Raw genomic sequence first — 15,203 nt, 5'->3', positions numbered from 1 at the left:
AACCAGGTATGCTTGAAGCCAGAGAATTACTTTGCGAGCGGGATGACAGAATACTGTTCAGCGATTTGTCATTTCGCGTTAACGCAGGGGAATGGGTACAAATTACCGGCAGCAACGGCGCAGGGAAAACCACTCTGCTGCGGTTGCTTACCGGGCTGGCGCGTCCCGATGCAGGGGAGGTTTGCTGGCAAGAGCAACCGCTACATCACGTGCGGGACAGCTACCATCAGCAACTGCTGTGGATCGGACATCAGCCGGGGATAAAAACCCGGCTTTCGGCGTTGGAGAACCTGCGTTTCTTCCACCATGACGGTGACATCGCACAGTGTCTGGCTGCGCTGGCGCAGGCGGGACTTGCCGGATATGAAGATCTTCCGGTGAACCAACTTTCCGCCGGGCAACAGCGGCGCGTGGCGCTGGCCCGTTTGTGGCTGACCCGCGCCCGGCTGTGGATCCTCGATGAACCCTTTACCGCCATTGATGTGAACGGCGTTGAGCGACTGACTCAGCGTATGGCACAACATACGGAGCAGGGCGGTATTGTTATCCTCACTACCCATCAACCGCTCAATGTCGAAACCGATAAAGTGCGACGTATTGCGCTGACCAGCGAGAGGGTAACGCAATGATGTGGCGAATCTTCCGTTTAGAACTGCGAGTTGCGTTTCGTCATAGTGCGGAAATCGCCAATCCTTTATGGTTCTTCCTGATTGTAATTACGCTGTTCCCGCTGAGCATTGGGCCGGAGCCGCAACTGCTGGCGCGCATTGCGCCGGGTATCATCTGGGTTGCGGCACTGTTGGCGTCGTTACTGGCGTTGGAACGCCTGTTTCGTGATGATCTGCAGGACGGTAGCCTTGAGCAACTGATGCTGCTGCCGCTGCCGCTACCGGCCGTGGTGCTGGCGAAAGTGATGGCGCACTGGGTCGTAACCGGCCTGCCGCTGCTGATCCTCTCGCCGCTGGTGGCGCTGCTGCTGGGCATGGATATGTACGGCTGGAAAATTATGGCGCTGACCTTGTTACTGGGAACGCCGACGCTGGGCTTTCTCGGCGCGCCGGGTGTAGGGTTGACGGTGGGCTTAAAGCGCGGCGGTGTGCTGTTAAGCGTGCTGGTACTCCCGCTTACCATACCCTTACTGATTTTTGCGACCGCCGCGATGGATGCGGCATCCATGCACCTACCGGTTGAAGGTTACATGGCGATTCTGGGCGCGTTGCTGGTTGGCAGCGCCACGTTAAGCCCGTTTGCTACGGCCGCGGCGTTACGGATAAGCGTGCAATAGCGAGAATGAGATGTGCAGGTCGGGCAAGGCGCTCCGGCAAAACGGATATTAATTTATGGAGTCTGGTGACTGAACTATGTGGAAAACACTTCATCAATTGGCGATGCCTCCTCGGCTCTATCAGATCTGTGGCTGGTTTATCCCGTGGCTGGCGATTGCCAGCGCGGTGGTACTGATAACGGGATTAATCTGGGGCTTTGGCTTCGCGCCGGCGGACTATCAGCAGGGGCAGAGCTATCGCATCATTTATCTGCACGTTCCGGCGGCAATCTGGTCGATGGGGATTTACGCATCGATGGCCGTTGCCGCGTTTATCGGCCTGGTCTGGCAGATGAAAATGGCTAATCTGGCGCTGGCAGCGATGGCGCCGATTGGTGCAGTGTTTACCTTTATTGCGCTGGTGACGGGGTCCGCATGGGGCAAACCGATGTGGGGAACCTGGTGGGTCTGGGATGCACGACTCACTTCTGAACTGGTGCTGCTGTTTCTCTACGTTGGTGCCATTGCGCTGTGGCATGCCTTTGACGACCGCCGCCTGGCAGGCCGCGCTGCCGGTATTCTGGTGCTGATTGGCGTGGTCAACTTACCGATTATTCACTACTCGGTCGAGTGGTGGAATACGTTGCATCAGGGGTCGACCCGTATGCAGCAGAGCATCGATCCGGCAATGCGTGCGCCGCTGCGCATGGCGATCGTCGGTTACCTGTTACTGTTTGTCACGCTGGCGCTGATGCGCATGCGTAACCTGATTTTGATGATGGAAAAACGCCGCCCATGGGTGAGCGAACTGATCTTAAAAAGAGGCCGCCAATGACCCCTGCATTTGCATCATGGAGTGATTTTTTCGCGATGGGCGGTTACGCCTTGTATGTCTGGCTGGCTGTGGCCATGAGCGTTATCCCACTGGTGGCGCTGGTGCTGCATTCTGCGTTACAGCATCGCGCAATCTTACGCGGTGTGGCGCAGCAGCGGGCGAGAGAAGCGCGCATGCGTGCGGCGCAAGTGCAACGGGAGGCGGCGTGAATATTCGACGTAAAAATCGGCTATGGATAGCCTGCGCGGTCCTGGCAGGTCTGGCTTTGACTATTTCGCTGGTGCTTTACGCGCTGCGTTCCAATATCGATCTGTTCTATACCCCGGGAGAGATACTCTACGGTAAGCGCGAAACGCAGCAGATGCCTGAAGTCGGCCAACGCCTGCGCGTGGGCGGCATGGTCATGCCCGGCAGCGTAAAGCGCGATCCGCAATCGTTGAAAGTGAATTTCAGCATCTATGACGCCGAAGGTGTGGTGGATGTGACCTATGAAGGCATTTTGCCGGACCTGTTCCGTGAGGGGCAGGGCGTCGTCGTTCAGGGCGAGCTGGACGGGGGAAATCATGTGCAGGCTAAAGAGGTTCTTGCCAAACATGATGAAAATTACACCCCGCCGGAAGTCGAAAAAGCGATGCAGGAAAATCACCGTCGTCCGGAAAGTGTTTATAAGGATAAAACGTCATGATGCCTGAAATTGGCAATGCGCTGTTGTGCCTTGCGCTTGGCGTTGCATTACTGCTGTCGGTCTACCCGCTGTGGGGCGTGGCGCGTGGCGATGTGCGAATGATGGCCTCCGCGCGGCCCTTTGCCTGGGTCTTATTTATCTGCGTGATGGGGGCGTTCCTGATTCTGGTCAACGCCTTCGTGGTTAATGACTTTACCGTCACCTATGTTGCCAGTAACTCCAATACCCAGCTTCCGGTCTGGTATCGGGTGGCGGCGACGTGGGGCGCGCATGAAGGCTCGCTGCTGCTGTGGGTGCTGCTGATGAGCGGCTGGACGTTCGCCGTTGCGGCGTTCAGCCAGCGCATGCCGCTGGATATCGTCGCCCGCGTGCTGGCGGTGATGGGAATGGTCAGCGTCGGTTTTCTGCTGTTTATCCTGTTTACCTCTAATCCATTTGCCCGCACGTTGCCCAACTTTCCTATTGAAGGGCGCGACCTGAATCCGCTGTTACAGGATCCGGGGCTGATTTTCCATCCGCCGTTGCTGTACATGGGGTATGTCGGTTTCTCGGTAGCCTTCGCGTTTGCAATTGCCGCGCTGATGAGCGGACGGCTGGACAGTACCTTCGCCCGTTTTTCGCGTCCGTGGACGCTGGCGGCGTGGGTATTCCTGACGCTGGGCATTGTGCTTGGTTCAGCCTGGGCTTATTACGAGCTGGGCTGGGGTGGCTGGTGGTTCTGGGATCCTGTTGAGAACGCCTCATTTATGCCATGGCTGGTGGGTACGGCGCTGATGCACTCGTTGTCGGTAACTGAACAGCGCGCCAGCTTTAAAGCCTGGACGCTGCTGCTGTCAATCTGCGCGTTCTCGCTGTGCCTGTTAGGGACTTTCCTGGTGCGTTCCGGCGTGCTGGTGTCGGTGCATGCTTTCGCTTCCGATCCGTCGCGGGGAATGTTTATTCTGGCCTTTATGGTGCTGGTTATTGGCGGTTCCTTGCTGCTGTTTGCGGTGCGCGGTCACAAGGTTCGCTCACGGGTAAACAATGCGCTGTGGTCGCGTGAATCGCTGTTGCTGGGCAACAACGTCCTGCTGATTGCCGCCATGCTGGTCGTGCTATTGGGTACGCTGTTGCCGTTGGTGCACAAACAGTTGGGGCTGGGCAGCATTTCGATTGGCGAGCCGTTCTTCAACACGATGTTCACCTGGCTGATGGCACCGTTCGCACTGCTGCTGGGGATTGGGCCATTAGTGCGCTGGGGCCGTGACCGACCGCGTAAACTGAAAACGTTACTGATTATCGCGTTTGTCACCACGCTTGTTATGTCGTTGCTGCTGCCGTGGCTATTTGAAGATCGCATTGCTGCCATGACCGTCGTGGGTCTGGCGATGGCGTGCTGGATATTCGTGTTAGCGATGTCAGAAGCGTTCCTGCGTGTTTCCCGCGGGACAAAACTGACACCCAGCTACTGGGGCATGGTATCGGGCCACGTGGGGCTGGCGATTACCATTGTTGGCATTGCCTTCAGCCAGAACTATAGCGTTGAACGCGATGTGCGCATGAAAGCGGGTGATAGCGTCAGTATCCATAACTATCAGTTCACTTTCCGCGAAGTGAGAGACATCACCGGACCAAACTACCGGGGCGGTGTTGCCATTATTGGTGTCACCCGTGATGGTAAACCGGAAGCCACGCTGCATGCGGAAAAACGCTTCTATAACAGCACCAGTTCGATGATGACCGAAGCGGCAATTGACGGCGGATTCACGCGCGATCTGTACGCTGCGCTGGGCGAAGAACTGGACAACGGCGCATGGGCTGTGCGTCTGTACTACAAACCGTTTATTCGCTGGATTTGGGCCGGAGGAATGCTGATGGCGCTGGGCGGGTTGTTCTGCCTGTTTGATCCACGCTATCGCCAGCGCACGCGTCCTCGTGCCGCGGTGCAAAAAAATGCGTCGGAGGCTGTATGAAGCGCAACGCACTGTTAATTCCGTTTATTATTTTTCTCATTATTGCGGCGGCGTTGCTGTGGCAGTTGGCGCGTAACGCTCAGGGAGACGATCCCACGAATCTGGAATCGGCACTGATCGGCAAACCTGTTCCAACATTCCGTCTGGAGTCGTTGGAAAATCCGGGGCAGCACTATCAGGCCGATGTGCTGACCCAGGGTAAGCCGGTGTTGCTGAACGTCTGGGCGACCTGGTGCCCGACCTGTCGCGCCGAGCATCAGTATCTGAATCAGCTCTCTGCACAAGGCGTGCGGGTAGTGGGTCTGAACTATAAAGACGATCGTCAGAAAGCCATTGTCTGGCTGAAAGAGCTGGGCAATCCTTACTCATTAAGCCTGTTTGACGGCGACGGTATGCTCGGTCTGGATCTGGGCGTGTACGGCGCACCAGAGACGTTCCTGATCGACGGCAAAGGCATTATTCGCTATCGCCATGCCGGCGATCTGAATGCCCGAGTGTGGGAGAGCGAAATTAAACCGTTATGGGATAAGTACAGTAAGGAGGCTGCGCAATGAGATTTTTACTGGGCCTGCTGATGTTAGTTATCTCGGGATCTGCGCTTGCGACTATCGACGTGATGCAGTTTAAGGATGAAGCGCAGGAGCAGCAGTTCCGCCAGCTGACCGAACAGCTGCGCTGTCCTAAATGCCAGAACAACAGTATTGCCGATTCTAACTCGATGATTGCCACCGACCTGCGCCAGAAAGTGTACGAACTGATGCAGGAAGGAAAAAGCCAGAAAGAAATTGTTGATTATATGGTGGCGCGCTACGGCAACTTCGTCACCTACGATCCGCCGTTGACGCCGCTTACCGTACTGCTGTGGGTGATGCCGGTAGTAGCGATTGGCCTGGGGGGCTGGATTATTTTCGCCCGTACCCGCCGACGCGTACGAGTGAAACAGGAAGCGTTTCCTGACGACGTTATCCCGGAAGGCAAGCGCGGTGGATTTGGGCTGTTTGTGCCCGGCATCGTGGTGGCGCTGGTGGTTGGCGCAGTGAGCTATTACGAAACCGGCAGCTATAAGCAGGTTCAGGTCTGGCAACAGGCCACCGCTCAGGCTCCGGCCCTGCTGGAACGCGCGTTGGATCCGAAAGCTGACCCGCTCAATGAAGAAGATATGGCGCGTCTGGCGCTGGGGCTGCGCACGCGCTTACAGGCCGATCCTACAAACGTTGAAGGCTGGATCATGCTTGGGCGTATTGGCATGGTACTCGGTAACGCCAGTACGGCTACTGAAGCCTATGCTAATGCCTATCGACTGGATCCTAAAAACAGCGATGCGGCGCTGGGCTATGCGGAAGCACTGACTCGTTCATCCGATCCTGAAGATAATCGCCGGGGTGGGGAGCTGTTACGCCAAATGGTGCGTGGCGAACATGCCAACGTGCGGGTTCTCAGCATGTATGCTTTTAACGCCTTTGAACAGCAGCGCTTCGGCGAGGCGGTTGCGGCGTGGGAGATGATGCTGAAATTATTACCCGCCAACGATACCCGTCGGGCGGTAATAGAACGCAGCATTAAGCAGGCGATGGAGCAGCTAACGCCGCAGGAGAAGTAAGAGTGGACGATGCCGGATGGCGACGCAAAGCGTCTTATCCGGCCTACTGATGCACGTGACTTGTAGGCCCGATAAGCGTAGCGCCATCGGGCAATATCTGATTACTGCATGCCACGCGTTTGCAAAAACAGGATGGTGGCAGCAACGCGAGAGCGTACGTTGAGTTTGCGCAGCAGGTTGCGAATATGCACCTTCACCGTCTGTTCGGAAATATTCAGCACTGACGCAATCTGTTTATTCGACAGCCCCTGAGCCAGCTCATGCAACACATCCAGTTCACGTTCGGTGAGAATGCTGAACGGATCTTCTTGCGCGCCAAACAGGTCGCGTTCGCGCAGATATTCACTGACGCGTGTGCTAAACGCTTTACCGCCTTTGGCTCCGCTGCGAATGGCCTCCAGCAGGACTTCAGGATCGCTGTCTTTAAGCAAATAACCATCCGCGCCGGCATCAATTAGGGCGTACACGTCGCTGGCGGCATCTGAGACGGTAAGAATAATAATCTGCGCGGTGACGCCGTCCCGGCGCAGCGCATTCAGAGTATCCAGTCCGCTCATCCCTTTCATATTGAGATCCAACAGGATCACATCAAGGTCCAGGCGGTTCGCCAGATCGATAGCGCTGGCGCCATCACCCGCTTCCGCGACTACGTTAAATGCGGGATCCAGTTGCAATAATTGACTAATTCCTCGCCGCATCAGTGGGTGGTCGTCAACAATCAGCACCCGAAAAGGCGTTGCTTCAGGCATACTATTCTCCTGAGTTTTTATTAGTATCATTATTGTTTTCAGCGCATCAATCGTCCAGATTCATCGCGCTGATGAGAGGATAAATTTTACCCCAATTTGTGCATGGGTAAGTAGTAAAACCTGTGCTGAAAGCCATGGTAATACTCAGGAATGCTGCATTTCAGGCATAAAAAAACCAACCTTGCGGTTGGTTTTTTTGGGGATTTTTGGTCGGCACGAGAGGATTTGAACCTCCGACCCCCGACACCCCATGACGGTGCGCTACCAGGCTGCGCTACGTGCCGACGCTATGGCTGCTAATACTACTGCTTTCCGCTGCGAATGCAAGAGGATGCCTCGCTAACTGATTTATAATTAATCAGTTAGCAATAAATCGTTTCTCATCCGTCAGAACCTGTAGCAGCAGGCTTAGCTGTGGTTTCTGATCTTTTATTTTCTCGCCGCGTAAGTCATAGGTTTGATAATTGCCGTTGTTATTCAGCACCAGCGTCATCTCTGGCGTGGTAACGGCCATTGTGCTGCCGTCAGCGGCGGTAACCCAGTAATGGCGGCGGGTTGCATTGAACAGATCCTGTCCCTGCGAGTATTCGTTAGCTGGCGTGCTGACGTGCAGCAGGCGCTGCATGAGCGTTGTCATCAGGTCTGTATGATCGGTCAGGCTATTGATACGCTGTGCAGGCGTTCCCGGCCAGTGAATAACCAGAGGAACCTGCAGATGGCCGCGGGACCAGGCAAAGTTGTTCTCTTCCTGCGTCAGCGGCACGCCGCGCCCAGCGGTAATGATCACCACCGTGTTGTTCAGTTTGCCGGCGTCGCGCAGGGCACTAAGCACGCGGTCAATGTTGGCATCCACATCCTGAGCGGCGTTGGCATAACGTTTGGCAAAGTTCTTCTGGTTGCTGTCATCAAGGTTTGTTCCGTTAAAGGATACCCACGAGAACCAGCGGTTATCTTCTTGCGCGTAGCGTCCCAGCCAGTTAATCCACTGGCTTGCGGTTTGTTCGTCAGATTGTGTTTGCACGCTCGGCATGGAGAAATCTGACAGCAGCGCCTGGCGATAAAGCGGGCTGGTAAAGCCATCCGAGGAGAATAGTCCTAACTGATAACCCTGTTGGTTCAGTGCAGAAATCAGCGCCGCAGGCGTTCGGGTCGACAAAATGCCGTCCATGTAGCTTGGCGAAACGCCGTAGAACAGGCCAAAGATACCGTTATCCGTGGTGTTGCCGGAGCTCATATGACGCGTAAAGGAGATATTCTGCCCGGCGAATTCAGCCAGTGCAGGCATCTGCTTTTCAAAGCGTGAGTAGTTCAGGCCGTCGACGGTGATCAGCAGAACGTTCTGACCGGTGCCCATATCACGATAGCGCAGTTCGCTAAGCGGGTACTGCACGGAAACGGCTTCCGGATTGCCCTGTTCGATCAGGCGACGCTGATACTCTTGCGCGTCCAGCAGGCCATGTTTTTCCAGGAACTTACGCGCCGTCATCGGATAGGAGAGCGGCAGGTTCGCGCGCTGCATGGTGATCGGGCGATAGAAATTGGCATCAGCCCAGATGTACACCACGTGCGAGGCGATAAAGGAAACGAAGAAGAAGGCGGCTAACGGTTTGGCAAAATGGCGACGACGCGTCAGGCTGCGCAGCTTTTGCCAGCTCCAGGTCGCAAACAGCATTTCAATTAACAGAATAATCGGCACGCTGATAAACATCAGCTGCCAGTCACGCGCCGCTTCATTCTGGTCAGGATTGATGACCAGCTCCCAGACGATCGGATTGAGGTGTAGGTGGAAGCGGGTGAAAACTTCGCTGTCGATGAGCAACAGCGTCATGCCAGCCGTCGCCAGAATAGCTGATAAGAACCGCATCAGCCTCTGGGACATGACGATAAACGTCAGGGGAAACAGGATCAGCAGATAGGTGGCGAACACCAGAAAGCTAAAATGCCCGACAACGCTCAGGTAGGAATAAACACGACCTGCAAGGGTTGTCGGCCAGTCGGCGACAAACAGGTAACGGCTACCGAGCACCATGGCCAACAGAATGTTGAACAAGGCAAACCAGTGCCCCCAGCTAACCATCTGGGAGACTTTCTCACGGTAGCGCTGACGATGAGTTACCATAAACTGTTGTTCGTTTCCCCGGAGCTGGCTCTTAATGCGCTTGGTCGTCGTTTATCGAAGACTGTAATGCGCGGGCAAAAGAGTTGGCAATCGCCTGGCGCTGGGCCGGTGCGATGCTTGTATTGATAAGGTTAGTCACCATATTTCCCAGTACCATCAGGGAAAGGTCGGTCGGCGCCTTATGTTTTTCCAGTACGTTGAGCATCTCATTCAGCAGTTGTTCAACGTGTTCGTCACTATAGCGGGAAATTTGTGGCATAAATCGAAATCAGTCTGTTCATGAAAGGGCAACATATTACCGTACAGACAGTTTTTTTTCTGCTTTTTTATCTTCTATTGCGTCACTGCCCGGCAGGTGGTTGAATACCGCCCGGTCTAAAAGGAGAGTTTATCATGAGTCTGGATATCAACCAGATTGCCCTGCACCAGCTTATCAAACGTGACGAGCAGAACCTTGAGCTGGTCTTGCGCGATTCATTACTGGAACCGACAGCGACCGTTGTCGATATGATGGCTGAGCTGCATCGGGTTTATAGCGCCAAGAATAAAGCCTATGGCCTGTTTAGCGAAGAGAGTGAACTGGCGCAAACGCTGCGTTTACAGCGTCAGGGCGAAGAGGATTTTCTGGCCTTTAGCCGTGCCGCGACAGGGCGTTTGCGGGACGAACTGGCGAAATATCCTTTCGCCGACGGCGGTATTGTTCTGTTCTGCCATTACCGGTATCTGGCGGTAGAGTATCTGCTGGTCGCCGTGCTGAATAATTTAAGCAGCATGCGTGTCAATGAAAATCTGGATATCAACCCGACGCACTATCTGGATATCAATCATGCGGACATCGTGGCGCGTATTGATTTAACCGAGTGGGAAACCAACCCGGAGTCCACACGCTATCTGACGTTCCTGAAAGGGCGGGTAGGGCGCAAAGTTGCCGATTTCTTTATGGACTTCCTCGGTGCCAGCGAAGGTCTTAACGCCAAAGCGCAAAACCGTGGCCTGCTTCAGGCGGTCGATGACTTTACCAATGAGGCGCAACTCGATAAAGCCGAACGCCAGAACGTGCGTCAGCAGGTGTACAGCTACTGCAACGAGCAGTTGCAGGCTGGTGAAGAGATCGAGCTGGAGTCGCTGTCCAAAGAGCTTTCCGGTGTCAGTGAAGTTAGCTTCAGCGAATTTACCGCTGATAAAGGCTACGAGCTGGAAGAAAGCTTCCCGGCGGATCGCAGTACGCTGCGTCAGTTAACCAAATTTGCCGGCAGCGGCGGTGGGTTAACCATCAACTTCGATGCCATGTTACTTGGCGAGCGTATTTTCTGGGATCCGGCGACAGACACCTTGACCATCAAAGGTACGCCGCCGAACCTGCGCGATCAGCTCCAGCGCCGTACGTCGGGCGGGAAATAAAGCCGTTTGCCGGATGGGCGAGTTAACGCCTTTCCGGCCTGCGTGATACACCTTTACCGCCAGCAAAATCCCATAAAAAAACCCCGCCGAGGCGGGGTTCTTCTTCAACTTGTAGGCGATTACGCGCGAACGAAGTCGATGTGAGTCAGCTTCGGCTTGAAAGCGTGACGCTGTACAGCCTGAGCTTTAACTTTAACTTCTTTACCGTCAACAACGATGGTCAGAACTTCGCTATAGAATTCAGCTTTAGCTTGCATGTTCATAACTGCATCGTGATCCAGTTCGATAGCAATCGGGGCTTCTGCGCCACCGTAGATGATTGCCGGGAACTTGTTAGCGGCACGCAGGCGGCGGCTCGCACCCTTACCCTGCTCTTTACGTACTTCAGCGTTGATAGTAAACATTTAAATCTCTCTTTAATAATTCCTGCTACAGGCGACCCAGCAACAGGTAAGTGATCTGCTTTGCGTATGCAAAAGCGGGCGAGATTCTATACTCAAACGGCTGGTACATCAATCAAAAGTACGATTAACCGCGTAATTCATGTGCCCGACGAAAGCGTCCTTCATAATCGAACACCTTTTCACGGACCTGCCAGTACTGACCTTTCATGCGCGCTACCACGAAATCAGGATGACGTAACAACGCCTGCTGGGCGAGGATATCTGCGGCGGTTATCCAGCGTAAGGGAATGCCGGGCGTTCGGGTGTGCGGGCGAATAAACAGTTGTTCGAAGGCCGTACGCTGCGCGGGAGTGTGCAGACGAAAGCGTTCGCTGACGTCAGCGCCATCTTCATCGTAATAGGTGATTTTTAGCCATTCGCCTTTTTCATCCAGACCGTTTTGTAACACCATACCGCTACAGCGCAGGACCAGCGCATCTTTGAGCCTGAGTGCGGCTTTCAGCATGTCATCCGGGTCTACCAGCACCGTGTCGCACTCCCGACAACGGCGGGCGGCGATATCATTTTCCGCGTTGCACTGTGGGCAGTTTTTAAAACGGAAACGAAAATCGCACTGTTCGCGATGACCGTCATCATCTTCAAACCATCCCTGGCAGCGGCGGCCAAAATGTTCAATCAGCGTGCCGTCTGCCGTGGTTTTGCCCCAGAAGGTGTTGGCAAATCCGCAGGCAGGACAGAACACCTGTACCGGGACGTTGTCGCTTTTCCCTTTCGGCGCTCCCACTTCCGGCGCGTACAGATCGTGCGGGTTGCCGGCGTAATCGAGGATCAGACAGTCGGTTTTACCCGGTGCAAGGCGCAAGCCACGGCCGACAATTTGTTGGTAAAGGCTAACTGACTCTGTTGGGCGCAGAATGGCGATAAGGTCGACGTGTGGGGCATCGAAGCCGGTGGTCAGGACCGACACATTCACCAGATAGCGAAAGCGCTGAGCTTTGAACTCTTCAATCAGCACGTCGCGCTCAGCGCCTGGCGTGTCTCCGGTGATTAGCGCGGCGTCGTCAGCGGGCAGCAGGCCCAGAATTTCTTTGGCGTGTTCAACGGTGGCGGCGAAAATCATCACCCCTTTGCGCGTCTGGGCAAACTCAATAATCTGGCTGATGATATGCGGCGTGATTCGCTGCTGCTTTTTCAGCTCCTGATTCAGGTCCGCCTCGCTGAACAGGCCGTTACTTTGTGCCTGCAGGCGGCTGAAGTCATATTGTACTACCGGCATGTCGAGGCGTTCTGGCGGCGTCAGGTAGCCGTGTTTAATCATGTAGCGCAGAGGTAATTCATAAATGCAGTCGCGAAACAGTGCTTTTTCATCGCCACGTACCATCCCGTGATAATGAAAATGATAAATCCAGCCCTTACCCAAACGAAAAGGCGTGGCGGTAAGCCCGAGCAGGCGTAAGTGGGGATTTACTTTGGTCAGGTGAGTGAGGATTTGCTGATACTGACTCTCTTCATCATCGCCAATGCGATGGCATTCATCGACGATAAGCAGCGAGAACTCTCCCTGAAAGGCGTCCAGATTACGCGCCACCGACTGGACGCTGCCAAACACCACTTTCCCGTGGCTCTCTTTACGCTTCAGACCTGCGGCAAAAATATCGGCTTCCAGCCCCAGTGCGCAATATTTGGCGTGGTTTTGTGCAACCAGCTCTTTGACGTGCGCCAGTACCAGTACGCGACCACGCGCCACGCGGGCCAGTTCGGCAATCACCAGACTTTTGCCCGCGCCGGTTGGCAGGACGATAACCGCCGGTGTGCGGTGGTGGCGAAAATAGTTGAGCGTGGCATCCACGGCTTCTTTTTGGTACGGGCGAAGAGTAAAAATCATGGGCTCATTAAGGTAAACAGCAACAATGTATAGTATGCCATGAATCATTTCCCTTGAGGGATGGTGTAACGCCGCTATACTGGGCGGATATTAGTCCCACTTGTCGGGCGCAAACCCGCTTCTCGTATTTTTACAGGCAAAAATCACACTCATGCGACTTGATAAATTTATCGCTCAGCAACTCGGCGTCAGCCGCGCTATTGCCGGGCGTGAGATCCGTGCTAACCGCGTTACCGTCGACGGTGAAATCGTCAGAAACAGCGCTTTTAAGCTGCTGCCAGAACACGACGTAGAATATGACGGTAATTCCCTGGTTCAACAAAATGGCCCGCGCTATTTTATGCTGAATAAGCCTCAGGGTTATGTTTGCTCAACGGATGACCCGGATCACCCGACGGTGCTCTATTTCCTTGATGAGCCGGTTGCCTACAAGCTGCATGCGGCAGGGCGTCTGGATATCGACACCACCGGACTGGTGCTGATGACCGATGACGGACAGTGGTCGCATCGCATCACATCGCCACGTCATCATTGTGAGAAAACCTATCTGGTGACGCTGGAGTCGCCAGTGGCAGACGATACCGCCGAACAGTTTGCCCGTGGCGTACAGTTGCATAACGAGAAAGACCTGACCAAACCGGCCGTGCTGGAAGTCATTACGCCAACTCAGGTGCGATTGACCATCAGCGAAGGGCGCTATCATCAGGTTAAACGTATGTTTGCTGCCGTGGGTAACCACGTTGTGGAACTGCACCGTGAACGGATTGGTGACATCAGGCTTGATGATGATCTGGAGCCGGGTGAATACCGCCCATTGACCGAAGAAGAAATCGCCAGCGTTAACTTAACCCCGCGTTAATTTCAGGAGCTAAATGTGACCACCCGGCAGAACTCGTCAATTGCCATTGTCTTTATCCTTGGCTTATTAGCCATGCTGATGCCGTTGTCGATTGATATGTATCTTCCGGCGCTGCCTGTTATCTCTGAACAGTTTGGTGTGCCAGCAGGTAGCGCGCAGATGACCCTCAGTACCTATATTCTTGGGTTCGCGGTGGGGCAGTTGCTGTATGGTCCAATGGCCGACAGCATTGGGCGCAAGCCGGTGATACTGGGTGGGACGCTGGTGTTTGCGGCGGCGGCAGTTGCCTGTGCGCTGGCGCAAACTATCGATCAACTGATCGTGATGCGTTTCTTCCATGGTCTGGCGGCTGCGGCGGCGAGCGTGGTTATCAACGCCCTGATGCGCGATATCTATCCGAAAGAAGAGTTTTCGCGCATGATGTCATTCGTCATGCTGGTCACGACAATTGCGCCTTTGTTGGCACCTATCGTGGGGGGTTGGGTGCTGGTATGGCTGAGCTGGCATTACATCTTTTGGATCCTCGCCGTGGCGGCTATTCTGGCATCGGTGATGATCTTTACGCTGATTAAAGAGACCTTGCCGGTTGAGCGTCGCCAGCCATTTCGTCTGCGTACCACTCTGGGCAACTTTGCTTCACTGTTTCGCCATAAACGCGTACTGAGCTATATGCTGGCCAGTGGATTCAGCTTTGCCGGGATGTTCTCGTTTTTGAGCGCCGGACCCTTTGTCTACATTGAGATCAACCACGTTTCACCGCAGCATTTCGGCTATTACTTCGCGCTGAATATTGTTTTCCTGTTCGTGATGACCATTATCAACAGCCGCTTTGTTCGTCGGGTTGGCGCATTGAATATGTTCCGCACTGGGCTGTGGATCCAGTTCGTCATGGCGGGCTGGATGGTCTTTAGCGCGCTGTTCGGGATTGGTTTCTGGACGTTGGTGGTGGGCGTTGCGGCGTTTGTTGGCTGCGTATCGATGGTGTCATCCAACGCCATGGCGGTTATTCTGGATGAATTTCCGCACATGGCGGGAACGGCATCATCGCTGGCAGGGACGTTCCGCTTTGGCATCGGCGCCATCGTTGGGGCGTTGTTGTCTCTGGCAACCTTTAACTCGGCCTGGCCTATGATCTGGTCGATAGCGTTTTGTGCCACCAGTTCAATTCTCTTCTATCTCTACGCTAGCCGCGCTAAAAAACGGTGATCTATTACACAACCTGGGGGTCATAAGGCCTCCAGAGTTGATGTACATCAACCGCAAATCTATCATTTCTCCTGTTTATGTTTATTTTATGTAAAATCAATTTATGTAAAAAGTCACATCATTGTAGTTAAAAAGGTTGAGTTAGATCGCAGAAACGAGTACATATAGCGCGGAAATATGCCGGAACCGTTGAATAAATTTAAATAGTCGGTTCGGAAAGCGGCATAACGACAGGGTGTAAACG

16 protein-coding genes and 1 tRNA gene are annotated in these 15,203 nt (G+C 54.4%); 11 read left to right on the top strand and 6 right to left on the bottom strand.

The features are described from left to right. Nucleotides 1-8: 8 nt before the first annotated feature. The 8 genes from ccmA (at nt 9) to E1B03_RS17950 (ending at nt 6,336) form a co-directional block, all read left to right on the top strand. Nucleotides 9-629 carry a cytochrome c biogenesis heme-transporting ATPase CcmA gene (gene ccmA, locus E1B03_RS17985; protein ID WP_103770418.1) on the top strand — a complete coding sequence of 207 codons (621 nt, stop codon included), beginning with the start codon at nt 9-11 and terminating at the stop codon, nt 627-629. Further along, on the top strand, nt 626-1,285 hold the full coding sequence (ccmB, locus tag E1B03_RS17980; RefSeq protein ID WP_003027542.1) for a heme exporter protein CcmB: 660 nt from the start codon (nt 626-628) through the stop codon (nt 1,283-1,285). The genes ccmA and ccmB overlap by 4 nt, the downstream gene beginning before the upstream one ends. Nucleotides 1,286-1,361: 76 nt before the next feature. Continuing rightward, nucleotides 1,362-2,099 carry a heme ABC transporter permease gene (locus E1B03_RS17975; protein ID WP_103770419.1) on the top strand — a complete coding sequence of 246 codons (738 nt, stop codon included), beginning with the start codon at nt 1,362-1,364 and terminating at the stop codon, nt 2,097-2,099. Further along, the gene (ccmD, locus tag E1B03_RS17970; RefSeq protein WP_016157004.1) at nt 2,096-2,308 is read left to right on the top strand and encodes a heme exporter protein CcmD; all 213 of its coding nucleotides are present in this window, start codon (nt 2,096-2,098) and stop codon (nt 2,306-2,308) included. The genes E1B03_RS17975 and ccmD overlap by 4 nt, the downstream gene beginning before the upstream one ends. After that, entirely contained in the window at nt 2,305-2,784 is a 480-nt protein-coding gene (ccmE, locus tag E1B03_RS17965) for a cytochrome c maturation protein CcmE (protein WP_016153767.1), read from the top strand. The genes ccmD and ccmE overlap by 4 nt, the downstream gene beginning before the upstream one ends. Next, entirely contained in the window at nt 2,781-4,736 is a 1,956-nt protein-coding gene (locus E1B03_RS17960; protein WP_103770420.1) for a heme lyase CcmF/NrfE family subunit, read from the top strand. The genes ccmE and E1B03_RS17960 overlap by 4 nt, the downstream gene beginning before the upstream one ends. Then, complete coding sequence (gene dsbE, locus E1B03_RS17955) at nt 4,733-5,290, top strand: thiol:disulfide interchange protein DsbE (protein ID WP_003834613.1); 558 nt, start codon at nt 4,733-4,735, stop codon at nt 5,288-5,290. The genes E1B03_RS17960 and dsbE overlap by 4 nt, the downstream gene beginning before the upstream one ends. Next, nucleotides 5,287-6,336, top strand: coding sequence for a cytochrome c-type biogenesis protein CcmH (locus E1B03_RS17950; RefSeq protein ID WP_103770421.1), 1,050 nt, complete (start codon nt 5,287-5,289; stop codon nt 6,334-6,336). Before dsbE ends, E1B03_RS17950 begins: the two co-directional genes overlap by 4 nt. A 101-nt stretch (nt 6,337-6,437) precedes the next feature. Here E1B03_RS17950 and narP read toward each other — a convergent pair whose 3' ends face one another. From narP to E1B03_RS17925, 4 genes are all read right to left on the bottom strand, one after another. Then, nucleotides 6,438-7,085: a nitrate/nitrite response regulator protein NarP gene (gene narP / locus E1B03_RS17945; protein WP_016153764.1), complete on the bottom strand. Its 648-nt coding sequence runs from the start codon at nt 7,083-7,085 to the stop codon at nt 6,438-6,440. A gap of 207 nt (nt 7,086-7,292) precedes the next feature. Then, a tRNA-Pro gene (locus E1B03_RS17935) sits at nt 7,293-7,369 on the bottom strand. 74 nt (nt 7,370-7,443) lie between these two features. Further along, a complete protein-coding gene (gene yejM, locus E1B03_RS17930) occupies nt 7,444-9,204 on the bottom strand; it encodes an LPS biosynthesis-modulating metalloenzyme YejM (protein ID WP_103770422.1) in 1,761 nt (586 codons plus the stop codon). A 31-nt stretch (nt 9,205-9,235) separates the two neighbouring features. After that, on the bottom strand, nt 9,236-9,463 hold the full coding sequence (locus E1B03_RS17925) for a YejL family protein (protein ID WP_103770423.1): 228 nt from the start codon (nt 9,461-9,463) through the stop codon (nt 9,236-9,238). A gap of 134 nt (nt 9,464-9,597) precedes the next feature. On the opposite strand from E1B03_RS17925, the gene yejK reads away from it, so the two are divergent. Beyond that, entirely contained in the window at nt 9,598-10,605 is a 1,008-nt protein-coding gene (gene yejK / locus E1B03_RS17920; RefSeq protein WP_042307249.1) for a nucleoid-associated protein YejK, read from the top strand. Between the two features lie 119 nt (nt 10,606-10,724). Here the strand turns inward: yejK and rplY are convergent, their stop codons facing one another. Both rplY and radD read right to left on the bottom strand, forming a co-directional pair. Further along, nucleotides 10,725-11,009 (bottom strand): 50S ribosomal protein L25, encoded by a 285-nt coding sequence (rplY, locus tag E1B03_RS17915; RefSeq protein WP_006683755.1) that lies wholly within the window; start codon nt 11,007-11,009, stop codon nt 10,725-10,727. 124 nt (nt 11,010-11,133) lie between these two features. Beyond that, nucleotides 11,134-12,894 (bottom strand): DNA repair helicase RadD, encoded by a 1,761-nt coding sequence (gene radD / locus E1B03_RS17910; RefSeq protein WP_103770563.1) that lies wholly within the window; start codon nt 12,892-12,894, stop codon nt 11,134-11,136. A gap of 151 nt (nt 12,895-13,045) precedes the next feature. Here radD and rsuA point away from each other — a divergent pair, with 151 nt between their 5' ends. Both rsuA and E1B03_RS17900 read left to right on the top strand, forming a co-directional pair. Further along, complete coding sequence (gene rsuA / locus E1B03_RS17905; RefSeq protein WP_080624908.1) at nt 13,046-13,753, top strand: 16S rRNA pseudouridine(516) synthase RsuA; 708 nt, start codon at nt 13,046-13,048, stop codon at nt 13,751-13,753. A 15-nt stretch (nt 13,754-13,768) separates the two neighbouring features. After that, nucleotides 13,769-14,959, top strand: coding sequence for a Bcr/CflA family multidrug efflux MFS transporter (locus E1B03_RS17900; protein ID WP_103770424.1), 1,191 nt, complete (start codon nt 13,769-13,771; stop codon nt 14,957-14,959). Nucleotides 14,960-15,203: the final 244 nt, after the last annotated feature.

Source organism: Citrobacter arsenatis, assembly GCF_004353845.1.
In the GTDB taxonomy this organism is placed as follows: Bacteria; Pseudomonadota; Gammaproteobacteria; order Enterobacterales; family Enterobacteriaceae; genus Citrobacter; species Citrobacter arsenatis.
This window is presented reverse-complemented; position numbering and strand designations above follow the sequence as displayed.